Below are 23,155 nucleotides of genomic sequence, written 5' to 3'. Positions count from 1 at the left end.
AACAAAAGGGCGTCATTGAACCATTGACGCCCTTTTTGTTTTCTGACCGGATTACTCCGCTTCGCGGTGTACCAGGTCAATGGAAAATGCTGGTGTGCAGAAGGAGAGGTATTCACACTCCTCCGGAAAAGGATTAGAATACCTTACCCGGGTTCCTGCTTTTACACAAATAGACTCTCCGCTGCCGAGGATAATCACTTCTCCATCAATCTCGAACTGCTTTTTACCCCGGATCACAAAAGTCACTTCATCAAAATCCGGAGTTTGAAAAGGTTCACCCCAGCCGGAGGGTGCTTTCATGTGAGCCACGCTGAAACCCCCTGCCTGCAGGGAGGCATTGCCAAAGTGCTCAAGGATGGTTTTGTTATCAGGAACCGGTATCTGAACCGGATTCCGCTGAAGAAAATATTTTTTACTCATAATTTTTATTCGTTTACCAAATTTACGCTTTTTTGATCAGTGGTTTCATTTTTTCAGCAAAATTGGCGAATTTAACGCAAATTTTTCCTAATATTATTTGGCGTCATTCAATGAACAAAACAATATTCTTTTTCGTTCTTCTGCTCTGCACCGCAATGGTTTTTCCGCAGAAGAGAGCTTATACCTTAGAAGATCATTACCGGGTTAAAAGCGTGAGCGGACCTTCGCTCTCCCCCTCAGGAAAACTGATCGCTTTTACTGTAACAAGTTTCACCCTGAAGTCAGGAAAATCAGCTACGGCGGTCTGGCTGATGAATTCAGACGGCAGCAGCCAGGCAGAACTTGATCTTGGTGAGGGGAGCGAATATTCACCATTCTGGGGCGGTAATGATAATCTTCTCTATTATACCAAAACAACGGATGGGGCAACACAGCTTTTTAGTTATGATCTGAAGGGTAAAGAAGCACGGCAGCTGACTGATATATATACCGGCATCAGCTCACCGGTGCTCTCCTCCGACGGAAAGACTCTGCTCTTCTCGGCGGAAGTATATCCTGACTGCGGCGCCGATATGGACTGCAACAAGAAATTCGGGGAAGCATCTGAAAACGGCCCCGTCCAGGCAAACATGGCTGATGAGCTTCTTTTCAGACACTGGACAGATTATACCGGCGGAAAATCTTCCCATATATTCCAGTATTCTCTTTCAGACAAAAAACTGACAGACCTTACCCCGGGGAACTGGCAGTCTCCGGTGTTCTCTGCCGGAGGAGGAACCGGCTTTGTTCTTTCACCGGACAATAAAACAGTAGTTTTTGTCTCTAACCGGGAAAAAGATCAGGCAGCCACAACAAATGCTGACTTATGGATGACGCCGCTCGGAACACCAGGAGGCGAGAACATCACAGCGGCTAATAAGGCCTGGGACGGAACACCCGCTTTTTCACCTGACGGAAATCTGCTTGCATACCGCACACAGCTTTTACCCGGCTATGAGGCGGATAAGTTCCGCATCGCAATTTATGATCTGAAGACAAAGACTCACAGAATTATCAGTGAGAGCTTTGATAACTGGGTGAACGATATCGTCTGGGCACCCGATTCAAAAACGATTTACTTCACCGGTGATGTAAAGGGATATACTCCGGTATATAAAATTGATATTACCGGCAGCAAGATTGAGAAAGTCACCGGAGACCTGAGTGTCGGATCTTTTTCAGTTTCACCTGACGGAAAAAAGCTTTATTACAATTACCGGCTGAATCACAAACCTGGTGAGATATATTCCTTTGATCTTGCATCCAAAAAAGAAGCGCAGCTCACCACGTTCAACAATGCTCTTCTTGATGAAGTTGATTTCAGGCCCATGGAACATCTCTGGATAGATGGTGCTGCCGGTAAAAAAGTGCATGTACTGCTTGTCAAACCGCATGGATTTGACCCCTCTAAGAAATATCCGCTTGTGGTTAACGTTCACGGCGGTCCTCAGAGTCAGTGGCAGGATGCATACCGCGGTGACGGTCAGATGTATGGCGGTTATGGCTACGTGGTTGCATTCCCTAATCCCCATGGCTCAACGGGTTACGGACAGGAATATACTGCAGCAATTTCTAAAGACTGGGGCGGCAAGGTATATGAGGATGTTATGAAGGTAACAGAATATCTTGCAAACCTGCCATATATAGACAAGAACAGAATAGGGGCTATGGGCTGGTCATACGGCGGATATATGATGAACTGGCTGCAGGCAAAGCAGGGTAAGTCAGGCTTATTTAAGTGCTTTGTGAGTATGATGGGGCTGTATAATATCGAATCGTTCTACGGCACTACTGAAGAACTGTGGTTTCCGGAATGGGATCTTGGAGGTCAGCCATGGAATTCTGAATTATACAGAAAGTTTTCTCCTTCTGAATACGTTAAGAATTTCGGAACGCCAACCCTGATCATTACCGGTGAAAAAGATTACCGTGTCTCCTATACACAGAGTCTGGAATACTTCACTGCACTGCAGAAACTGGGAATTGACTCCAGGATAATTGTATATAAAAATGACGGGCACTGGCCGAGCAATCTCCGCTCAATGCCTTTATATTACAATTCACATTTAGAGTGGTTCCATAAATATCTTGGCGGTCAGCCGGCACCTTATGATTCCAGGATGATGATACGCAACAGGGCGTATTGATGATTCAATTTCAGATTAATGCTTAAACCAAAACTCTTTACCCTCCTTAAGGATCTGCCGCGTGAGCAGATCCTTAAGGATATAAATTCCGGCATAATCGTCGGGATTATTGCCCTCCCTCTTGCAATTGCATTTGCTATCGCCAGCGGTGTCTCTCCTGAAAAGGGAATTATAACAGCTATTATCGGGGGATTTCTGGTCTCCTTTCTCGGCGGGAGCAGGGTGCAGATTGGCGGTCCTACCGGTGCATTCATTGTGATTATCTACGGAATTGTGCAGACTTACGGAATTGACGGTCTGATGATTGCCACGGTGATGGCAGGGGTGATTCTGGTGATTATGGGGTTTGCAAAATTCGGGTCAGTGATTAAATTTATACCGCATCCGGTTACAGTAGGGTTTACCAGCGGTATAGCACTGATTATCTTTTCCACACAGATTAATGATTTTTTCGGACTGGGAATTCAAAAAGTTCCTTCAGAATTTTTTGATAAATGGGAATTATATATAGCTAACTCCGGCGCGGTGAACTATTACGCGACGGCTATCTCCGTTGTCTCGCTTTTAATAATAGTTTTCTGGAACAAGGTAACGCATAAGATACCCGGTTCACTGGTTGCAATTGTTCTGGCAACGGTAAGTGTGAGCGTATTTAATTTACCGGTCGCAACCATTGGGTCAGTATTTGGTGAAATTTCGGGTTCTCTCCCTTCACCGCAATTCCCTGATCTTGATCTCGCGACCATAAGGGCACTTATTGAACCAGCAACAACAATCGCTCTGCTCGCTGCAATTGAAGCGCTTCTTTCGGCAGTTGTTTCGGATGGAATGATCGGAGGGAGACACCGCTCCAATATGGAACTGATTGCCCAGGGTGCTGCTAATATTGCCTCTCCTATCTTCGGAGGAATACCTGTGACCGGTGCAATAGCCCGGACCGCGGCTAATGTAAAAAACGGAGGACGCTCACCAATTGCCGGAATCGTGCATGCAGTAGTACTGCTTCTCATATTATTATTTGTCGGTCAGTACGCGGCTTTAATACCTCTGGCAGCACTTTCCGCGGTACTGGTGGTTGTTGCATATAATATGAGCGAATGGCGCTCTTTTATCGCGCTGTTAAAGAGTCCGCGAAGTGATATCATTGTTCTTCTCACGACGTTCTTTCTCACTGTAATCTTTGATCTGACGGTTGCAATTGAAGTAGGTATCGTTCTGGCGGTATTTCTCTTCATGCGCAGAATGGCATCAGTGACGAATGTTGAGGTAATCAGACGGGAATTCAGTGATGAAGAAGATAAAAGTGATCCTAACAGTATTGAAAAAAAGGAAGTACCTCATGATGTAGAGGTATATGAAATTAACGGACCCTTCTTTTTTGGTGCTACGACCAAATTTCAGGAAGCGCTTCGTGAATCAAGTTCTAATCCGAAAATTCTGATAATCAGAATGCGAAATGTTCCGGTTATTGATGCATCGGGAATACATACGCTTGAGCAGGTTTGGCATGATTCAAAAAAAGAGGGGACACAGATTATCTTTTCCGGTGTGCATACACAGCCGCTTTTTGCCTTCACGCAATCAGGATTTCTGGATATGGTCGGGGAGAAGAACTTTTACGGCAATATTGATGATGCTCTTGACAGAGCCCGTGAAATATTAGGACTTGAAAAGAAGGGCCGCGGAAAAGATTTCGTGCCTGATGTTGAACGGGAAAAGCAGAAATAAATTCTGCTATTATACCAGCGCGAAGTTAAGTTTGTTCAGTCGGTCTTTACCTGAAGCGTAATTCTTAAGAAGCCCGGAGCCTGACGGGGAAATACCCTGCTGAGGTCTTACCGGACGCGGGACATAAGAGGGGCGCTGGCCTGCCCGTGCATCATCTATCTGCATTTTACGAAGTTCGGGCTGCTGTGCATTTATTATCTGGAATCGTTCACGGGGAGGATTCATCGGGATATAGCTTCTCACATTATATACAGTCTCAATCGTCCTCTGTTTAGCCATCTGTGCCTGCTGATTATATATCTGCATAACCGGGCGCTGAACAAGCATATGATCAGGAACTTTAACCTGCATTGCCGGCTGCGGTTGTCTTGCTGCAGGAGCAGGAGAGGGCGACGCAGGTGCCGGACTGTTGCTGTAAGGGGTTGCCTGAGCTCTGGTTTTGGAGCCAGGTTTTTTCAGAGGTTTATTGCTGCCATAATGAACCTTCTTTTTCCTGAACTTTGAAAGAAGCCAGGAGACAGTCATCACGAATACCATCAGCGCGGTGAAGCCGACAGCGGTAACTTTTATAAGAGTGAAAAAATCCATTAATCTGAAATTGTCTTAAATACTGTTATTACTGTTATTCAAATCCTGTACCATTTAGAAAAGCCTCAGAATTCGTCAAAAAACAAATATTTATCAGATAGAATATACCAAAATTAAACAATGCGGTGTTCAGTTTATCAAAATGATACAAAATATATATGATGGTATAGGGTCTCAATAGTGTAGAAGTTCCCCCCTCGGCTCCGCTCGGGGACCACCCTCGGCTCCGCTCGGGGACCACCCTCGGCTCCGCTCGGGGACCACCCTCGGCTCCGCTCGGGGACCACCCTCGACTCCGCTCGGGGACCGCCCTCGGCTTCCCCGACTGCGTCGGGGCAAGCGCTGGGACCCCCTCGACTCCGCTCGGGGGCCAACCTATGCTGCGTCGGGACAAGCGCTGGGACCCCCTCGACTCCCCCGACTGCGTCGGGACAAGCGCTGGGCCCCCCTCGGCTGCGGCGGGGCAAGCGCTGGGACCCCCTCGACTCTCCCGACTGCGTCGGGACAAGCGCTGGGACCGCCCTCGGCTCCGCTCGGGGGCCAACCTATGCTGCAAGGTTATTTCGGTTTTGCAGGATTAAAGGTCAGGGAGCGCAGGCAAATCAAGCGGATGATAGGCCCCGATAACAGAATTTCTTGGTTATTTCTTGGCAGATTGCTAACTTAACTTCTTGTTTTTTAATAATTTACGAGAAAATCTCTGAGTTCCTGATGAGGAAAGCTGATTTAATAGAAATAGTTGCCCAGGGCACCGGAATCACGAAAATTGATACGGAAGCAGTCATTGAAGGTTTCTTCAAGAGCGTTATTGCTGCCATGAAATCCGGAGAAGGAATTGAGATCAGAGGATTCGGCTCTTTTAAAGTTAAGAAAAAGAACGCACGAAACGCCAGAAATCCGATTACCGGGGCTCAGGTTCAAATTCCCGAACATTTTGTTCCGGTATTTAAGTTTTCGAAAGACTTTAAAAACGCTGTGGCTGAAGGAATGAAAGACAAACTGCAGGAGAATTCATGAGGGCATGTCCTGAATGTGGTATTAAATTAAAAGATAATTCAAATTTCTGCTCAAACTGCGGAGCGGATTTACAATCTCATAAAAATCAGTCAGATAAAAAGAGCACTAAACCGGCTTCAAAACAAAGCTCTGACCATATTTCCCCGAATCAGATACTGATGATTTTCGGAGGATTAATTGTGGTTGTTGTCATTATGCTTTATGCTGGAGGTGTTTTTGACACTGCATCCTCCCCGGCTGCTAATGTAACGCCGCCGCCGGCAGGAAATACGCAAAACTCCTCAGTTGACCTGAACTCATTGCAGAAGATAAATTCTCTGAGAGACAGAATCAAAGCCAATCCTCAGGATCATCAGGCGGAGCTTGAACTTGCTCACGCGCTGATGGATTCCAGAATGTTTGACGAAGCAATTCAGACCTATGATTCCTATCTGAAAACGCATCCGGGAGTTCCGGACGTAATGATTGACATGGCTGTCTGTTATTTCGAAAAACAGGATTACGTGAAAGCTGACCAGATTATGAGGGAAGCAGTAAAAATTGATCCGAAACATCAGATCGGTCATCTGAATCTCGGGATTGTAAACCTGGCTAAAGGTGATACGGAAACATCCAAGGAATGGCTGCGGAAAGCTGTTGCGCTTGGACCCACAACCGAAGCTGGTAAAAAAGCACAGTCATTATTAGAATCTCACTAACAGTTTTATTTAATCAAAGGAGACAATCCAGATGCCCTGCGGCAAAAAAAGAAAACGCCATAAAATGGCAACTCACAAGCGCAAAAAACGCCTGAGAAAGAACCGTCATAAGAAGAGAGTAAGATAACCATTGCTGAAAATATACCGTGCCTTCTGATCAGGAAGGCGCGGTATATACGGTACGGTTTATTCATACGGAATTCTTTAAGCCGACTTAGCTCAGTGGTAGAGCAATTCACTCGTAATGAATAGGTCGTGGGTTCAACTCCCATAGTCGGCTCTGAAAATGCCTCAAAATGCCCCAGTTTGGGGCTTTTTTGTTTGGATGAAATAAGCATAAATTTTCACTATAACATCATGATTAAAATCTTTCCGAATCTCCTCGTTTCTGTTTATTCGGTTCTCAGAGAAATCTTTCAGCAGAATCATCTCGCCGATATTGCTCTTGAACGTTCATTTAAGCTGAATAAAAAATACGGCGTGCGGGACCGCAGGTTTGTTGCTGAAGCTGTATATGATATCATCCGTAATTTCCGGCTCTATTCTTTCGCTGCCGGAAGGGATGAAAATGACTTCAGCGATGCTGCACTCCGTAAACTGGTGCAGACAAGTTTTCTGAGCCGCAAGGTTGATGCCCAGCCCCTGATTGAGGATCAGGACTGGATCAGCCGCTGCTCTGACCGCCTTGCAACTGTCCACAAACGAAAGTATATATACTCCCTGCCTGACTGGCTGGATGAATACGGTACAGAGCAGCTCGGTGAAGCCTGGGATGAGGAAATGAAAAGCCAGCACACACCGGCAGAGGTATTTCTCAGGGTGAATACTCTGAAGTGCGCGAGGGAGGACGCGGCAAAAGCACTGCTGGCGGAAGGGATTGAATCGGATATATACACAGGAAATGAAGCCCTTTCTGATTTGCTTAAACTGAAAGAACGGGGGAATGTATTCCGGACTGAATCATTTAAAAAGGGTATGTTTGAAGTGCAGGACGGGGGATCGCAGCTGATTTCGATTTTTCTTGACCCTAAGCCGGGGGAGAGGGTAATTGATGCCTGCGCGGGGGGCGGAGGAAAATCGCTGCACATTGCCGCTCTGATGAAAAATAAAGGGAAAATCATTTCGATGGATACAGTGCAGTGGAAACTTGATGAACTGAAAAAGAGGGGAAGAAGAAACGGGGTGGATATTATAGAAACCAAGCTGATTGATTCTACCAAGGTAATCAAAAGGCTTTCCGGATCTGCCGATAAAGTGCTTCTTGATGTGCCCTGCTCCGGATCAGGAGTATTCAGAAGAAATCCTGACGCAAAATGGAAACTGACCAGGGAGCGGATAGATGAACTGATTTCCCTTCAGGAGAAAATTCTGCATGATTATGCTGCTATGGTGAAGCCGGGAGGAGTTCTCGTATATTCCACCTGTTCAGTCTTTCCTGATGAAAATGAACGGCAGACTGAAAAATTCTTACTGAACAATCCAAAATTCCGCATTCTGACAGAGAAGAAAGTGAAGACAAGCATAACGGGCTTTGATGGCTTCTATATGTGTAAACTTACTTCTGAGTGAAATAACTACGACTTTTCAGTAACAGCCAAAGAATTGTAACACCGGTTTCACGCTGAAACCGGTTTTTATAAAAATTTTCCGCCACTTTGCCCCACCATTTTTGGGCAGAAAAGGGGATTTGGGAAATTTCCCCACCAACGTGTGAAACAAAACCCCTAAAAACTTTCCCCACCCGGGCCCCACTTTACCCTGAAAAGGAGCACCAAAATAAAAAAATCAGAAAAAATTCTTTTTTCTTGACTTTTGGAAGATATTTGAGTTATTTTGTGGTGGGGGATTTACCCATAAATTCCCATAAAGTGGAGAAATGTTCCAAGGTACATACAGACATACGATAGACGCCAAAGGGCGGGTAGCAATTCCGGCAAAACTCCGGAAGGTTATCTCTCCTGATGCCGAAAACACCCTGATTTTGACCAGGGGGAGCAATTCGTGCATCTCTGTCTATCCGCGTGATATCTGGAACAATAAAATTGTAGCAAAATTAAAAACGCTTAACGAATATAATCAAAATGACAACCGGGTGCTCAGGTATCTTTCTCACAATGCAGATGAGGAGGAGATGGACGGGCAGTCAAGAATTATTGTACCCAAATTTCTCCTGGAGCATGCCCGGATAAAAGACGAAATCCTGATTATGGGAACGATTGAAAAAATTGAATTCTGGGACCCTGAGGTGTATGCCGAGTATGAAAGAAGTTCTGCCGTGGCATACGATGATCTGATAGAGCAGGTATTGAAATCATAATATGGGAGAGCAGCACAGACCGGTAATGCTCAAGGAATGTGCAGACTACCTGATAACTGATCCGGACGGGAGTTACTTTGACGGAACAGCAGGATTCGGGGGGCATTTACGGGAGTTTCAGAGCAGGCTTGGGAAGGACGCGGTACTGATATATACAGATACTGATGACACCGCGTTTGCTTACTGCTCAGAGGCGTTCAGCGGTGATACCCGGGTGAGAGGGTATAAAATGAATTTTGAAAAAATTGATTCAGTAACACGGATTGAGGGAGTGGAGACCCTGAACGGTGTATTTGCAGACCTTGGCGTTTCTTCCTATCAGCTGGACGCCGCGGAAGCCGGATTTTCTTACCGGATGAACGGCCCGCTTGACCTCCGGCTTGATAAAACGCTGCCTCTGACTGCTGCTGACCTTCTGAAAACGATGGACGCAGAGCAGATCGCGGATATCCTTTACCGCTATGGTGAGGAAAAGAATTCACGAAGAATTGCGCGCGAAATTGTGCAGCACCGCACAATAAAAGAACTCCGCTCAACAGAAGATCTCGCAGGCATTATCAGGAAAATCACTCCGCCGAATTTTCTGAATAAAACATTATCACGGGTGTTTCAGGCGCTCAGAATATATATCAATGATGAACTGGGCAATCTTGAACGCTTCCTGAAAAAAGCGGTTAACCTGCTGAAACCGGGGGGCAGAATCGTGATTCTGACGTATCACTCGCTGGAGGACCGGATCGTAAAAGAATTTATCCGTGAGGAAGCAAAAGGCTGTATTTGTCCTCCGTCGTTCCCCATTTGCACCTGCGGAAAAAAGCCTCGGCTGAAACCGGTTACCAAAAAAGGACTGCTTCCGGCTGAAGAAGAGATAAAAGAAAACCCCAGAGCACGCAGCGCGAAGCTCAGATGCGCGGAGAGAACCGGTGAGTAAGGCATTCCGTGTACATCTTATCGTATCAGTTATTCTGGTGATTGGACTGGTTCTGCTGAAAGCGGCACTTGAACGGTCGGTTGATAAAAAAGACTCTGACGCGCTTAAGATTGAAGAAGCGATTAACATCGCCCGTAATAAAAACCTGAAACTGACAGGATATTATCAGTCAATTACCGTTGAAGATTCAGTGGTGCCTTTTGCCATGAGCAGGCTCGGCATGATAAAAAACAGTGACACATTAGGAACAATAATCGTACAGAATGATCAGAAAAGTGAGTGATTGGTTTAAAAGCATTTCTCCGGAAACGCTTAAGATCAGAGTGACCATCGCGGCGGTCGGCGGACTGTTCGTCTGGATCGTTCTCACCCTGGTTGATCTGCAGATTACCAATCATGAAAAGTATCTATTTGAAGCTAAGCGCCAGCAGTTTGGAACAGTTCCGGTAAAGCCTGAGCGGGGACTGATCTATGACCGTGATGGCAATCTGCTCGTTTATAACAGCGCCGATTATACCGTTAACTTTAATTTCCGCGGACTTACCAAAAAAACCATTCAGGATATTATAAGAAAAGTAAGCAAGGTCACCGGTAAGGATACAGCTTATTATTACGCAAAAATGAAGCCGGGCAGATATGAAGCAGTTCTTGAGAAAAAAATTACGGGCAGCACCGTACTCGCACTCAAGAATCTGGATATCAGCGCTCTGAAGGTTTCCTATGAGCCAACCCGTATATATCATTACGGAAACCTGGCCTCTCATGTGCTGGGTTATGTTGACCGCAAAACCCTGAAAGGAAGAGACGGAATTGAATATTCTTTCGAAAAGACTTTAGCCGGTGTTGAGGGTGTTCAGTCAGTAAGGAAAAACCGTTCCGGAAGCATTGCATCGCTTATTGAGGAAATGACGATTCCTCCGGTACAGGGTAAAAGTGTTGTGCTGACAATAGATCAGGGGATACAAAAACCGATCGAAGATATCCTCGCTGATGAAAAGACAAAGTCTCTCAAAGCAACGGTTATCATCATGGATCCCCGGACGGGGGAAGTACTGGCATTTGCCAACTCGGGAGGTTATGACCCGAATCACTACAGCAGCAGTGAAACGAGGGTGAGAAAAAACAGCGGCGTCACTGATATATACGAACCCGGATCAACCTTCAAAGGAATAACGTTTGCCTCGCTTATTGACCGGGGAAAGCTCACGAGTTTCACCGAGATAATAGACACTGATAACGGTGTCTATTCTCCGTTTAAAGGGGTGGTAATCCGCGATGTTCATCCTTATCCTATGCTTTCGGTAAGCGATGTTCTGGCAAAATCCAGCAATGTGGGAACCATGAAACTGGTGCAGCGGATTACTGATGAGGAGTTTTATGATGACCTGAGAAAACTCGGGTTCGGCAGCAAGACGAATATACAGCTGCCGGCTGAGACCAAAGGACGCCTTGCAAGTCCGGCTTCATGGAGTAAGCTGAGCAAATCATCACTCTCCTACGGTTATGAGATTGGTGTATCACCCATTCAGCTGATCACTGCCTACGCAGCCATCATCAATGGCGGAGTACTCTTTGAACCGCGGCTGGTAAAATCGGTACTGAATCCGGACGGCAGTGTTTACGAGGAGTATCCGGCAAAAGAAATCAGAAAGGTATATACAGCCAGAACCTCAGAACTGATGAGGGGCCTGCTTGTCAGGGCTGTTGATAACGGTACAGGCAAAAAAGCGGCAATTGAAGGCATCAGTATCGGGGGCAAAACCGGAACATCAAGAAGCATTATTGACGGGAAATACACGAAAGAGAGATATAACTCATCATTCGTGGGATTTTTCCCAGCTGAAAACCCCGAGTACATCGTGCTGGTTGTTGCTGAATCGGCCGGAAAAGGTTTGTATACCGGCGGTGAACTGGCTGCTCCTCTGTTCCGTGAAATTGCTCTCAAAATTATTGAGAAACGGCCTGAGCTCCTCAGGGGAAACAGTGCTCCAGAGCCGAAGCAGGATGAGACGGTACAGTTTTCATTTGCTAAGAATGAAATTACCCCATCTGAATATATACCGATGAAAGAAGCGGGAAAAATAACCGTAAGAAAAACCATCATGCCGGATCTGACCGGGCTCTCAATCCGGGAAGCTCTGGATATCTGCGGTGAAATGAAGCTGCGTTTTAAGGTAAACGGCCATGGCAGAATCGTAAGCCAGAGTGTAGCTCCCGAAAGCAGAGTGAAACCGGGTGATATGGTTGTGCTTGGCGGATCGCATCATTTTACGGAGGAAAACTGATGCAGTTAACCGATTTTCTGAATGGTCTCAGGGTGCTTTCTGTCACCGGAGAGGTACAGCGGAAAGACGTCTCTTCAATCTGGTATGACTCACGCAAGGTTCAGGCGAACAGTGTATTCGTGGCCATAAAGGGGGAATCTTCAGACGGACATAAATATATAACTGAAGCGATAAGCAGGGGTGCTATAGCGGTGATTGTTGAAGATGCCAATGCAATACCCGATGAGATTTATCTGCATTCAAAAACAGCGAAGATTGTGGTTGCTAATTCCCGGCATGCCCTTGCTGAGGGAGCTCATCATCTGTACAAGAATCCTTCAGAGAAACTTGCACTTACTGGTGTTACAGGGACAAACGGAAAAACAACTGTTACCTATATTCTTAAAACCATCTTTGAGAAAGCCGGTAAAAAGACCGGATTGATCGGTACCATTGAAACGTATAATGGCAGTAAAACCGTGCAGTCGCAATTGACCACACCGGAATCATCCGACCTGAGCATGATGCTTTTTGAGATGAATACAAACGGCTGCAGCAGCGCGGTAATGGAAGTTTCTTCTCACGCGCTTGCCATGGAGCGTGTTTCAGCGCTTCATTTCAGATGTGCAGTATTTACCAATCTGAGCCAGGATCATCTTGACTATCACGGTGATATGGAAAGTTACTTCCAGGCAAAGAAGAAACTGTTTGACCTGCTGCATGAATCAGATATAGCGGTATATAATACTGATGACGAATTCGGCGAAAGCATAGTTGAAGACACCCGCGCCAGAAGAATTTCCTACGGCCGGAATCCGGAAGCTGATTACCGTATAGATTCTGTAAACTGCTCGCTGACCGGTACTGCATTTGAACTCTCACACGGAAATGATACATTTCAGCTTGCAACTGGACTTAAAGGAGAGTTTAATGCATACAATGCAGCTGCTGCATTTGCTGCCGCGCATCAGCAGGGAGTAAAACCGGAAGATATCATTGCGGCTCTGAAAGAAGTGCCCCAGGTGCCAGGCCGTTTTGAGGTATATACCGGCTCCGGAAAAACGGTAATTGTTGACTATGCACATACCCCGGACAGTCTTGAAAAGACGCTGAAGAACATTCATGAGATTGCGCCCGGAAGCAGTATCTATACCGTATTCGGCTGCGGAGGCAACAGAGATAAAGGAAAGCGTCCGCTGATGGGTGCCATAGCATCAGAGTTGAGCCGGCAGGTGATACTGACCAATGATAACCCAAGATTGGAAGATCCTGATGCAATCATTTCTGATATTGCGAAAGGAATAAACACGAACAACTATAAAATCATTCAGGACAGAAGAGAAGCAATCAGGGACGCAATCGGAAATGCACCGGACGGGAGCATTATTCTCGTAGCAGGTAAAGGACACGAGGCGACCCAGACTGTGGGAAAAGAAAAGTTTCACTTTTCTGATACTGAAGAAGTAAAGAAAGCACTGGGAAATGGCTAAGAAAACAGATATCCGGATCTACGGAAAAGAAATACTCAATATAACCGGAACGGAACTTGTTTCACCGGCAGATGAATACAGCATTGATACTGTTTCAATTGACACCAGAACTCTGACGGCTGGGTCGCTTTATATAGCACTGCGAGGTGAAAAACATGATGGTCATACCTTCATTCAGGATGCGATTGCCAAAGGTGCCGCATATATCGCGGTTGACAGGAACTATAATCTGAATGCCGCGCCAGAAAGCAGTGCGAGATACATTGTTACTGACAACACAACTGCGTTTTTAGGTTCTCTTGCCCGTATCAGAAGAAACAAACTTTCCGCGACAGTGATCGCAATTACCGGAAGCAATGGCAAGACTACTACGAAAGATATACTGAGCACACTTCTGGGAACCAGATTCAGAACTGTGAGCACGAGAGCAAATGACAATAATCATATCGGAGTTCCGCTTACCATATTCCGGTGTGACGCTGCGACACAGATGCTGGTGCTGGAACTCGGCACAAATCACTTCGGCGAGATTCCATATACTGCCTCAATCGCGCAGCCCGATCTTGCTCTTATAACCGTGATTGGTGACAGCCATCTTGAATATCTGAAAAACCGGAGAGGTGTGCTAAAAGAAAAAGAGGCGATATTTACCTTTACCGCAGCAAGAGGAGGAAAGGTATTCTTAAATCTTGACGATGCCCTGCTGAAAGGTCTTGTAAAAAAATATAAAGATGCCGTAACATTCAGCACTTCTGGAAAAGCTGCATATACCGGCAGAATGCTGAAGCAGAAAAAAGGATTTTTTAGTCAGGCAAAGATAACCGGCAAAAAGTTGAAAGCGGAATTTACCATGCCGCTTCTTGGGGAACACAGTCTTGGCAATATACTTGCTGCCGCAGCACTTGCGCACAGTGCAGGACTGCCAGAAGCGTATATCCTGAGAGGGATGAGAAAAGTGAAGCCGGCACGTTCTCGGCTTGAACTTATTAAAACCGGCAATACAGTTATCATTGATGATACCTACAATGCCAATCCAAATTCAATGCAGGCAGCACTGAGACTACTAAGCAGCATGGAATCCGGAGCAAAGAAAATAGCAGTTCTTGGTGATATGTTTGAACTGGGAGAACAATCAGTGAAACTTCATACCGCGCTTGCTCCGGTAATCAGGAAACTGGCTATTGATGAAGTAATTCTCACCGGTGAACAGATGAGACATCTGTTTAAGGTGATTCAGGATAAAAAGAAGAATATTATTTATTTCGATAATGGAGAGATGCTCAGCTCATATCTGAAGAGTATCAGGTCGGAGAAGGCATTATACTTATTCAAAGGTTCCCGCGGTATGCGTATGGAACAGTTCATTAATCCTGTAACAGGAGCATAATTGCTTTACTATTTATTTGAATACCTCAATAAGACGTATAATCCGCCGGGATTTGATCTGTTCAGGTTTATTACGTTCAGATCAGCAATGGCAGCAATTACAGCGCTTATTATCAGTTTCTGGCTGGGACCGAAGATTATCGGATATCTGCAGAAACATCAGATAGGAGAAGCGAAAAAGGCGGATGGACCAAAAAATCACTGGTCAAAGGCTGGAACTCCTACCATGGGAGGCATCATTATTATTCTTTCAGGAGTAGTTCCCGCCGTGCTCTGGGGAGATATTCTGAATGTATATATGTGGCTGATTCTGCTTGGTACGCTCTGGCTTTTCGGTGTGGGATTCCTGGATGATTATCTGAAAGTAATCAAAAAGCTCCCTAACGGGCTTATTGCAAGATATAAGCTGCTTGGTCAGGTAGGTATCGGGCTGATCGTTGGAGTAACCATTTACCTGTCAGGGGATTTCAGCGGTTATAATACGATGACCACTATGCCCTTTCTTAAGAATGTGAATCTGGATCTTGGCATCCTGTATATCCCCGCGGTGATATTTATTGTTACTGCAACATCGAATGCGGTTAATCTTACTGACGGACTGGACGGACTGGCGATAGGACTTATAACGATTGTGATGCTTGCTCTTGCTGTTCTTTGCTATGTAAGCGGCAACGCGATATACTCCAAATATCTTAACATCATGTATTTACCCGGCTCAGGCGAACTGACAATTTATGTGGCTGCACTTGCGGGTGCAGGACTCGGGTTTCTGTGGTATAATTCCTATCCCGCACAGGTATTTATGGGGGATACCGGCTCACTGGCATTGGGCGGTGCATTCGGTATTATGGCAGTACTAATCAAAAAAGAACTGTTTATACCGATACTTGGCGCGGTTTTTTTTATTGAGACGCTGTCGGTGATTATTCAGCGTTTGTATTTCAAGTATACAAAGAAAAAATATGGTGAGGGACGGAGAGTTTTTAAGATGGCTCCGATTCATCATCATTTTGAACAGCTTGGCTGGCCTGAGCCAAAAATTGTAACCCGGTTTTATATCGTCGGAATCATTTTTGCAATTATTACACTGGTATCATTTAAGATAAGATAATGGAAATCAGAGGAAAACATATCGGAATTATCGGCGCGGTCCGCAGCGGTGTTGGAGCGGCTAAACTTGCCCGGAGATTCGGGGCAGTGCCGTTTGTTACTGATATGAATCCGGCTGAGAAGCTCACTGATTTTCTGAAACCGCTTTCAGAGCTTGGCATTGCATATGAGACCGGAGGACACAGCGACAGGATATATAAATCGGAACTGGTAATTGTGAGTCCCGGGGTTCCCTCAAACGCACCTGTGCTTAAAGAGCTGACAGCAAAAGGAATACCATTTATCAGTGAGATAGAGTTCGCGTCATGGTTCTGCAAAGGTACTATCCTTGCGGTAACCGGAACGAACGGAAAAACAACCACTACCTCGCTGCTGCATCATGTGATAAGCCAGTCGGGCAGAGTCTGCTTTGCTGCAGGCAATATTGGATTCGCTTTTTCCGAAATTGCGGCGGATGTTCCGGAGGATGGTTTTGTTGCGCTTGAAGTATCAAGTTTTCAGCTTGATACTATTACTGAGTTCAGACCTGCTGCCGCTATGATTCTGAATATAACCCCGGATCATCTGAACCGTTATAATAATAACTTTGCTGAATATATCAGTTCGAAACACAGAATTACGATGAATCAGCAGCAGGGGGATATCCTTATTCTGAATGCCAATGACCCGGTTTTCAGTGAGTATCCGGTGCAAACAAAGGCAAGGCAGTTTGTTTTTTCCATGACTGAGCCGGTTACCGACGGCGTTTATTTGCGGATGGGAAAACTGGTATATGTTAACGGTTCGAAAGCAGAATTTACTGCAGATACGGCGCAGCTCAGAATTAAAGGCGCTCATAACTGGCAGAACGCAGCGGCAGTGATAATTGCAGCAAAATTCGCGGGTATTGAAAATGAAAAACTCTCACAAGGACTTTACAGTTTTGAGGCGGTTGAACACCGTCTTGAGCCCGCTGGAAAGATTAAGGGAATTGAATTTGTGAATGATTCAAAAGCAACAAATATTGATTCCGTAAAAGTTGCGCTGAAGAGTTTTTCAACACCTGTTATTCTGATTCTTGGCGGACAGGATAAAGGGAATAACTATGATGAACTTTTCCCCCTCATGGGAAATGTAAAAAAGATTTATGCGATTGGATCTTCTGCTCAGAAGATAACCGGTTATTTTGAAGGAAAAATTCCGGTGGTATATAAAAAAGATCTTGCAGAGTGTATTGCAGCGGGTATTGAAGAGGGGAAAGAGGGAGATACCGTGCTGCTTTCTCCTGCCTGTGCAAGTTTTGATATGTTTGAAAATTATGAGCACCGGGGCAGAGTTTTCAAAGAAACCGTGAAAGAACTGAGTTTATGAAAAAACTTTCACGCCTGATTTTCATTCTTGTGGTACTGCTGATTGCATTCGGAATGCTGCCGATGCTGAGTGCAAGTTTTGCATTCAGTGCCAAAGTATACGGTGACTCATTTTTTATGTTAACGAAGCAGGCAGTATTCGCGCTGATCGGCATTGCCCTTATGATTCTGTTTGCCAATCTGCATTATGAAACACTGCGGAAATTCAGCATCTTTGGCCTGATTCTTTCGCTTATAGGCGTCATTGCGCTTTTCTTTTTTGCATCAGAAGTTAAAGGTGCCAAAAGATCGCTGCCGTTGATGGGATTTTCTGTTCAGCCGATTGAGTTTGCCCGGCTTGCATTTATCGTACATATTTCGTCTATGCTTGCAAAGCAGGAGGAACTGGTAAATGATTTTAAGAAAGGCCAGGTATTTCCGCTGTTTTGGCTGATTCTTTCCGCGGCAATTATCTTCAGGCTTCCGAACGTGAGCAACAGCATCATGTTTATCCTGATCGGACTCGGGCTGCTGTATATATCAAAACTGCGCTTCAGCAAACTTATTCTGACAGGTTTTGTTCTTTTAACCACTGCTGCAGCAGGAGCATTTGCAACAAGCCATGGCAAAGACCGCATCATTGATTTTTATAACAGGATGTCAGGGAGCGGTGAGACAGGATTTCAGATACAGCAGTCAATCATCGGAATAGGAAGCGGCGGTATATTCGGACTGGGTGCAGGGAAGAGCAATATGAGCAATCACTTTCTGCCAGAGGCGTGGGGTGATTTTATTTTCAGCATAATCGGCGAAGAATGGGGCTTCCTGATAACGGTGCTGATTGTTGTGCTCTATCTGTTACTCTTTCTTGCCGGAATGAAAGTTGCAAAGGATACAAATAATTTATTCGGTAAATATCTGGCCTTTGGTGTGTCATTTTCATTCATCCTGTATGCGTTTGTAAATATTCTGGTTGCAACCGGAAAGCTTCCGACAACCGGACTCCCTCTGCCATTTATCAGTCAGGGGGGCGCATCAATGTTATCAATGTGTACAGCATTTGGCATCCTGATAAATATCGCCTCAACGAATGAAAGAGCTGCTGAGGCCGGTCCAAGTGATACAGCGGTTTTACCGGAGGCATCTGAATGAAAGTGCTGTTTTCAGGAGGTGGAACCGGCGGTCATCTTTTCCCTGCGCTTGCAGTAGCAGGTGAATTAAAACAGATGAACGCAGATACGGAAATCGTGTTTGTAGGTACTCCTCACAGAATTGAAAGCACTGTTGTTCCTCAGCATGGATACAGATTTGAACCTCTGATGTCCAGCGGAATGCCAAGAAAGAATATTGTTAAACTGATTCTTTATCTTTTTGAATTTGCCTCAACGCTGCTAAAGGCAAGAAAATTGGTAAAAAGGATATCACCCGATATTGCAGTCGGTTCAGGCGGATATGTATCAGTAACCCCGCTGCTTGCAGCACGGTGGCTTGGAGTTCCCCTGATACTGCTGGAGCAGAACAGTGTGCCGGGACTTGCGACAAAACTGCTTCAGAGATATGCTGAGAAAATTCATCTTAATTATGAAGATTCAGCTGCGTATATCTCCAACCGTAAAAATGCGGTTGTTACAGGAAATCCCGTGCGCAAATCAGAGAACCAGATGTCAAAAGCGGAAGCACGCACCAAACTGGGAATACCTGCGGATAACCAGGTTCTTCTGATCCTTGGCGGAAGCCTTGGCGCCGGATCAATGAACAGAAAAATAGCCGCGTGTAAGGAAATTTTCGAAGAGTCAGTTGTATATACAATCTGGCAGACCGGTAAAAATGATTTTGAAACATATAAAAACTATGCCTCGGAAAGAGCAGAGGTAAAGCCCTTTATAGACCAAATGGATATCTATTATGCTGCTGCTGATCTGGCCATCTGCCGTGCAGGTGCCACGACGATATCCGAGCTTGCTTATTATGGTCTGCCGGCAATCCTTATTCCTTCTCCGAATGTGGCGAATGATCACCAGACCGGTAATGCACGCGCGTTGCAGGAAAAAGGTGCGGCGGTGATGATAAGGGAATCAGAAGCTGAAAACAGGCTTGCTGATGAATTTAAGAGACTGCTTACGGATGCTTCTCTGCGAAATGAGCTGAGCACCAATATAAAGAAATTTGCAAGACCTGATGCAGCACGGATTGTTGCTGAATCAGTGATCTCACTTTACAGAAAAAGAAAATCAGAACATGTTTAAGAATATCAAAAAAATTCATTTTGTCGGTATCGGCGGCATCGGCATGAGCGGGATGGCTGAAATACTGCTTAATCAGGGATTTACCATTTCCGGGTCAGACAGAGCGTTAACTGAAATCACGCACCGGCTTGAGTCTCTCGGAATGAAAATCTACGAAGGTCATAAAACTGAAAATGTTGAAGATGTTGATGTGTTAGTTTATTCTTCAGCCGTTACAGAAGATAATCCGGAAGTTTCTGAAGCCCGGAGAAGAAAAATACCTGTTATCAAACGGGCCGAAATGCTTGCCGAGTGCATGCGGATGAAATACGGCATAGGTATTGCAGGAACTCATGGTAAGACCACAACCACATCAATGACCGGTATTGTTCTGACAGAGGGAGGAATTGATCCTACAATTATCGTCGGCGGTAAACTCTCAGGACTCGGCGGCACGAATGCACGTCTTGGCAACGGCGAATATATTGTCGTGGAAGCAGATGAGTTTGACAGAACATTCCTGCGCCTTACTCCGACTATTGCAGCGATTACCACGCTTGAAAAAGAACATCTTGATACCTACAAAGACCTTGAAGATATCAAGTCAGCATTCATCGAATTTGCCAACAAAGTTCCATTCTACGGATTTGTGGTTCTCTGCCTTGATGAACCGGCCCTGCAAGAGATTATACCGCAGATTAATAAAAAGGTATATACATACGGTCTGACGGCACAGGCGGATTTACGCGCTGTTAATATTATTCACACTGCCAATAAGAGTGAATTTACCGTTAAATTTCTTGGCAAGGATCTGGGAAGAATTGAATTAAAAATCCCGGGCGTTCATAATGTTAAGAATTCATTGGTTGCAGTCTGTATCGCGCTTGAACTTGGCATTCCTTTTGAGACGATCAAAAAAGCTTTGGAGAAGTTCACCGGAGTATACCGGAGGTTCGAAGTGAAGTATGATAAAGAGATCATGGTGGTTGATGACTACGCACATCACCCGACGGAAACTTCAGCAACACTTTCCGGAGTCAGAAGCGGATGGGACCGCCGTCTGGTTGCTGTATTTCAGCCCCATCTTTACAGCCGCACCAGAGATTTTTACGAGGAGTTTGGCAGATCATTCCTTAATACGGACGTATTTATCTGCACAGACGTATATCCCGCCCGTGAAGAACCCATTGAGGGAGTCAGCGGAGAATTGATTGCTGATGCAGCCCGCAGATTTGGCCATAAGAACGTAATCTATATCAAAGATAAAAAGGAAGTGCCAGCGCTGCTGAAAGAAATAACCGTGGCGGGTGATATCGTTGTTACCATGGGAGCAGGGGATATCTGGAAATTTGGTGAGTCTTTCATCAATCTGCTTAAAGAGAACAAATGAAGAAGCAGAAAGTGTACCAGATACTCAAGGTATCATTCCTGGTGCTCGTGATAGCAGGCATAACAGGACTGATGGCTCATCTACTTATGGAAAAGCCGGATGAACGTATTCAGGAGGTACAGCTCGGCAATAATATATATCTCTCCGCAAGGGAATATCTTGCGCAGTCAGGGCTGCAGACCAGAAAAAACTTTGAAGAAAAAAGCCCGTATGAGCTGAAAGCTTTACTTGAAAGACATCCTTATATAGAACAGGCGGATGTAATTCTCACCCAGAAAAACATCCTGAAGGTGAAGCTGCATGAAAAGGATATCATTGCATTGATGAGAGATAAGGAAACTTATGGCTTATTAACCGCAGCAGGTGAGGTGCTTCCGGTAAGAGAAAATCTGCAATACACGGATTTTCCCATGATAAGCGGTATTTCCTTTACTGCTTCTTCCGGCAGGAAAATGGCTGTTACAGATTCCGTTGCACGGCTTGTCAGCAGCGTTGTTCTTCATCCTTCAGTAAAGACACCGGGAGTCAAACTCTCAGAAGTTGTTTTCAGAAAGGATAAAGAGGTTCTGCTCATGTTTGCCGGTATCAGCGGTTATATTCGGACACAAATGCACTTGCTCCCTGATGCGTTAGCGGCTGCTTCAAGCATGCAAAAAAATAAAGATTTTACGGCATTACTGAGCAACAGTAATTATATAGACATGAGATTCGGAAAAAAAGTATACATTACCACCCATAACCGGGAGGAGACAAATATATGACAAAGAATATTGTAGCAGCTCTTGATCTGGGCACCACAAAAGTATGTGTGGTAATAGCTGAGAAGACCGGAAACGATCAGTACACAGTACTCGGCTACGGAACGGCGAAATCTGAGGGGATGACCAAAGGAATGATAATGAACGTCGGCAGGACTGTGGACGCAATACGTGAGGCCGTGGAGATTGCAGAGACCAGAGCTGGCATTAAAATCCGTACCGTTAATGTGGGAGTTGCAGGCGAGCATATATCAAGCCTGCGGCACAGGAATTATGTAACCATTACTAATGCAGAACATGAAGTAACTGAGGATGATCTTGTCCGTCTTGATAAAGACGTCCGGCTTATCAAACTTCCGCCGGAAAAACAAATCCTGCATATCATTCAGGAGGAATTTATCGTTGATGATCAAAACGGTATTGATGATCCGATCGGGATGACTGGTATTAAACTGGAAGCACTGAACTATATAGTTCTTGCAGGGAACTCAGCTGTCACTAATCTGAAAAAGGTAGTTGAGAAAGCTGGTCTGCAGGTAAGTGATCTGATTCTCCAGCCAATCGCCTCAGCGCAGTCAGTACTTGAAGATAATGAAGCTGATCTTGGAGTACTTCTGATTGATATCGGCGGAGGAACCACTGATATAGCAATCGTTCATCACAATACGATTAAGTATTCAAAAGTCTTCGGTATTGCCGGTAACCTTGTTACTAATGATATACGCGAAGCGCTTGGTGTGGTTACGGATGAAGCCGAGGACTTAAAGAGAAAATATGGCTATGCTACTGAGTCAGCATTCGTGCATGACGAAGATATTCTGATTAAGGGTGTGGGAGCAAGAGGATCCACGCATATTCCTCTCAGTCTTCTGACACAGATTGTCGGTTCAAGAATGAAAGAGCTGTTTGAGCTCATTGAAATAGATATACGCAGCTCAGGCCACAAGAATAAAATTCGCGCGGGCATCATTCTTACCGGCGGCGGCTCAATGCTAAAAGGTGCAACTGATCTTGCGTTCACCGTATTTTCACTGCCAGCACGTCTGGGAGTACCGCTTCAGTCATTAACAAAGAATTTTCCCGAACTGGAAAAACCGGAATTTGCTACTGTGCTCGGGCTTCTGCGCGGCACACCCGGTAAAGAAGGTTCAGCATCTGTTCCTTATGAGATCCCTGAGAAAAAAGAAACTCCGGCTCAGCCCGAAACTGCTCCGGAAAAACCGACTCCAGCCGCTTCGAAGAAAAACAGCGGAAAGGGAGTTATATCCAACATCATTGATTTTTTTAAAAACTTCTAGGAGGTTAACGTTATGTCACGC

At 45.3% G+C, this 23,155-nt stretch carries 20 protein-coding genes and 1 tRNA gene; 19 read left to right on the top strand and 2 right to left on the bottom strand.

Going from position 1 to position 23,155, the window contains the following annotated elements:
* Positions 1-51 precede the first annotated feature (51 nt).
* Positions 52-420, bottom strand: a complete 369-nt coding sequence (locus HRU80_13675; protein QOJ29862.1) for a cupin domain-containing protein — start codon at positions 418-420, stop codon at positions 52-54.
* A gap of 110 nt (positions 421-530) precedes the next feature.
* Here HRU80_13675 and HRU80_13670 point away from each other — a divergent pair, with 110 nt between their 5' ends.
* Together HRU80_13670 and HRU80_13665 are read left to right on the top strand one after the other, a co-directional pair.
* Positions 531-2,606, top strand: a complete 2,076-nt coding sequence (locus HRU80_13670; protein ID QOJ29861.1) for a S9 family peptidase — start codon at positions 531-533, stop codon at positions 2,604-2,606.
* Between the two features lie 18 nt (positions 2,607-2,624).
* A complete protein-coding gene (locus HRU80_13665; protein QOJ29860.1) occupies positions 2,625-4,334 on the top strand; it encodes an STAS domain-containing protein in 1,710 nt (569 codons plus the stop codon).
* 9 nt (positions 4,335-4,343) lie between these two features.
* Here the strand turns inward: HRU80_13665 and HRU80_13660 are convergent, their stop codons facing one another.
* A complete protein-coding gene (locus HRU80_13660; GenBank protein QOJ29859.1) occupies positions 4,344-4,922 on the bottom strand; it encodes a hypothetical protein in 579 nt (192 codons plus the stop codon).
* 711 nt (positions 4,923-5,633) lie between these two features.
* On the opposite strand from HRU80_13660, the gene HRU80_13655 reads away from it, so the two are divergent.
* The 17 genes from HRU80_13655 to ftsA all read left to right on the top strand — a co-directional run bounded on the left by HRU80_13655 (position 5,634) and on the right by ftsA (position 23,134).
* Positions 5,634-5,939, top strand: a complete 306-nt coding sequence (locus HRU80_13655; protein ID QOJ29858.1) for an integration host factor subunit beta — start codon at positions 5,634-5,636, stop codon at positions 5,937-5,939.
* Positions 5,936-6,637 carry a tetratricopeptide repeat protein gene (locus HRU80_13650; protein QOJ30559.1) on the top strand — a complete coding sequence of 234 codons (702 nt, stop codon included), beginning with the start codon at positions 5,936-5,938 and terminating at the stop codon, positions 6,635-6,637. Before HRU80_13655 ends, HRU80_13650 begins: the two co-directional genes overlap by 4 nt.
* 208 nt (positions 6,638-6,845) lie before the next feature.
* Positions 6,846-6,917 (top strand) — tRNA-Thr (locus HRU80_13645).
* An 80-nt stretch (positions 6,918-6,997) separates the two neighbouring features.
* Entirely contained in the window at positions 6,998-8,206 is a 1,209-nt protein-coding gene (locus tag HRU80_13640; protein ID QOJ30558.1) for an RsmB/NOP family class I SAM-dependent RNA methyltransferase, read from the top strand.
* Between the two features lie 307 nt (positions 8,207-8,513).
* Positions 8,514-8,954: a division/cell wall cluster transcriptional repressor MraZ gene (gene mraZ, locus HRU80_13635; GenBank protein ID QOJ29857.1), complete on the top strand. Its 441-nt coding sequence runs from the start codon at positions 8,514-8,516 to the stop codon at positions 8,952-8,954.
* Between the two features lies 1 nt (position 8,955).
* Positions 8,956-9,885, top strand: a complete 930-nt coding sequence (gene rsmH, locus HRU80_13630) for a 16S rRNA (cytosine(1402)-N(4))-methyltransferase RsmH (protein QOJ29856.1) — start codon at positions 8,956-8,958, stop codon at positions 9,883-9,885.
* Positions 9,878-10,168: a hypothetical protein gene (locus HRU80_13625; GenBank protein ID QOJ29855.1), complete on the top strand. Its 291-nt coding sequence runs from the start codon at positions 9,878-9,880 to the stop codon at positions 10,166-10,168. The genes rsmH and HRU80_13625 overlap by 8 nt, the downstream gene beginning before the upstream one ends.
* The gene (locus tag HRU80_13620; protein QOJ29854.1) at positions 10,161-12,170 is read left to right on the top strand and encodes a transpeptidase family protein; all 2,010 of its coding nucleotides are present in this window, start codon (positions 10,161-10,163) and stop codon (positions 12,168-12,170) included. Before HRU80_13625 ends, HRU80_13620 begins: the two co-directional genes overlap by 8 nt.
* Positions 12,170-13,639: a UDP-N-acetylmuramoyl-L-alanyl-D-glutamate--2,6-diaminopimelate ligase gene (locus tag HRU80_13615; GenBank protein QOJ29853.1), complete on the top strand. Its 1,470-nt coding sequence runs from the start codon at positions 12,170-12,172 to the stop codon at positions 13,637-13,639. Before HRU80_13620 ends, HRU80_13615 begins: the two co-directional genes overlap by 1 nt.
* Positions 13,632-15,026, top strand: coding sequence for a UDP-N-acetylmuramoyl-tripeptide--D-alanyl-D-alanine ligase (locus HRU80_13610; GenBank protein QOJ29852.1), 1,395 nt, complete (start codon positions 13,632-13,634; stop codon positions 15,024-15,026). Before HRU80_13615 ends, HRU80_13610 begins: the two co-directional genes overlap by 8 nt.
* Complete coding sequence (locus HRU80_13605; GenBank protein ID QOJ29851.1) at positions 15,027-16,136, top strand: phospho-N-acetylmuramoyl-pentapeptide-transferase; 1,110 nt, start codon at positions 15,027-15,029, stop codon at positions 16,134-16,136.
* A complete protein-coding gene (murD, locus tag HRU80_13600; GenBank protein ID QOJ29850.1) occupies positions 16,136-17,485 on the top strand; it encodes a UDP-N-acetylmuramoyl-L-alanine--D-glutamate ligase in 1,350 nt (449 codons plus the stop codon). Before HRU80_13605 ends, murD begins: the two co-directional genes overlap by 1 nt.
* Positions 17,482-18,615 carry an FtsW/RodA/SpoVE family cell cycle protein gene (locus tag HRU80_13595; protein ID QOJ29849.1) on the top strand — a complete coding sequence of 378 codons (1,134 nt, stop codon included), beginning with the start codon at positions 17,482-17,484 and terminating at the stop codon, positions 18,613-18,615. The genes murD and HRU80_13595 overlap by 4 nt, the downstream gene beginning before the upstream one ends.
* Positions 18,612-19,709 carry an undecaprenyldiphospho-muramoylpentapeptide beta-N-acetylglucosaminyltransferase gene (gene murG, locus HRU80_13590; protein ID QOJ29848.1) on the top strand — a complete coding sequence of 366 codons (1,098 nt, stop codon included), beginning with the start codon at positions 18,612-18,614 and terminating at the stop codon, positions 19,707-19,709. The genes HRU80_13595 and murG overlap by 4 nt, the downstream gene beginning before the upstream one ends.
* Positions 19,702-21,078 carry a UDP-N-acetylmuramate--L-alanine ligase gene (locus HRU80_13585; protein ID QOJ29847.1) on the top strand — a complete coding sequence of 459 codons (1,377 nt, stop codon included), beginning with the start codon at positions 19,702-19,704 and terminating at the stop codon, positions 21,076-21,078. The genes murG and HRU80_13585 overlap by 8 nt, the downstream gene beginning before the upstream one ends.
* Complete coding sequence (locus HRU80_13580; GenBank protein QOJ29846.1) at positions 21,075-21,839, top strand: hypothetical protein; 765 nt, start codon at positions 21,075-21,077, stop codon at positions 21,837-21,839. The genes HRU80_13585 and HRU80_13580 overlap by 4 nt, the downstream gene beginning before the upstream one ends.
* Positions 21,836-23,134, top strand: a complete 1,299-nt coding sequence (ftsA, locus tag HRU80_13575) for a cell division protein FtsA (protein QOJ29845.1) — start codon at positions 21,836-21,838, stop codon at positions 23,132-23,134. The genes HRU80_13580 and ftsA overlap by 4 nt, the downstream gene beginning before the upstream one ends.
* Positions 23,135-23,155 lie beyond the last annotated feature (21 nt).

Source organism: Ignavibacteriales bacterium (assembly GCA_015709675.1).
Classification (GTDB): domain Bacteria; phylum Bacteroidota; class Ignavibacteria; order Ignavibacteriales; family Ignavibacteriaceae; genus H2-BAC3.
This window is presented reverse-complemented; position numbering and strand designations above follow the sequence as displayed.

Bases quoted from the DNA above. Each gene is read 5' to 3' on its own strand.
- HRU80_13675 (QOJ29862.1), bottom strand. From the start codon at position 420: ATGAGTAAAAAATATTTTCTTCAGCGGAATCCGGTTCAGATACCGGTT.
- HRU80_13670 (QOJ29861.1), top strand. From the start codon at position 531: ATGAACAAAACAATATTCTTTTTCGTTCTTCTGCTCTGCACCGCAATG.
- HRU80_13665 (QOJ29860.1), top strand. From the start codon at position 2,625: ATGCTTAAACCAAAACTCTTTACCCTCCTTAAGGATCTGCCGCGTGAG.
- HRU80_13660 (QOJ29859.1), bottom strand. From the start codon at position 4,922: ATGGATTTTTTCACTCTTATAAAAGTTACCGCTGTCGGCTTCACCGCG.
- HRU80_13655 (QOJ29858.1), top strand. From the start codon at position 5,634: ATGAGGAAAGCTGATTTAATAGAAATAGTTGCCCAGGGCACCGGAATC.
- HRU80_13650 (QOJ30559.1), top strand. From the start codon at position 5,936: ATGAGGGCATGTCCTGAATGTGGTATTAAATTAAAAGATAATTCAAAT.
- mraZ (QOJ29857.1), top strand. From the start codon at position 8,514: ATGTTCCAAGGTACATACAGACATACGATAGACGCCAAAGGGCGGGTA.
- rsmH (QOJ29856.1), top strand. From the start codon at position 8,956: ATGGGAGAGCAGCACAGACCGGTAATGCTCAAGGAATGTGCAGACTAC.
- HRU80_13615 (QOJ29853.1), top strand. From the start codon at position 12,170: ATGCAGTTAACCGATTTTCTGAATGGTCTCAGGGTGCTTTCTGTCACC.
- HRU80_13610 (QOJ29852.1), top strand. From the start codon at position 13,632: ATGGCTAAGAAAACAGATATCCGGATCTACGGAAAAGAAATACTCAAT.
- murD (QOJ29850.1), top strand. From the start codon at position 16,136: ATGGAAATCAGAGGAAAACATATCGGAATTATCGGCGCGGTCCGCAGC.
- HRU80_13595 (QOJ29849.1), top strand. From the start codon at position 17,482: ATGAAAAAACTTTCACGCCTGATTTTCATTCTTGTGGTACTGCTGATT.
- murG (QOJ29848.1), top strand. From the start codon at position 18,612: ATGAAAGTGCTGTTTTCAGGAGGTGGAACCGGCGGTCATCTTTTCCCT.
- HRU80_13585 (QOJ29847.1), top strand. From the start codon at position 19,702: ATGTTTAAGAATATCAAAAAAATTCATTTTGTCGGTATCGGCGGCATC.
- HRU80_13580 (QOJ29846.1), top strand. From the start codon at position 21,075: ATGAAGAAGCAGAAAGTGTACCAGATACTCAAGGTATCATTCCTGGTG.
- ftsA (QOJ29845.1), top strand. From the start codon at position 21,836: ATGACAAAGAATATTGTAGCAGCTCTTGATCTGGGCACCACAAAAGTA.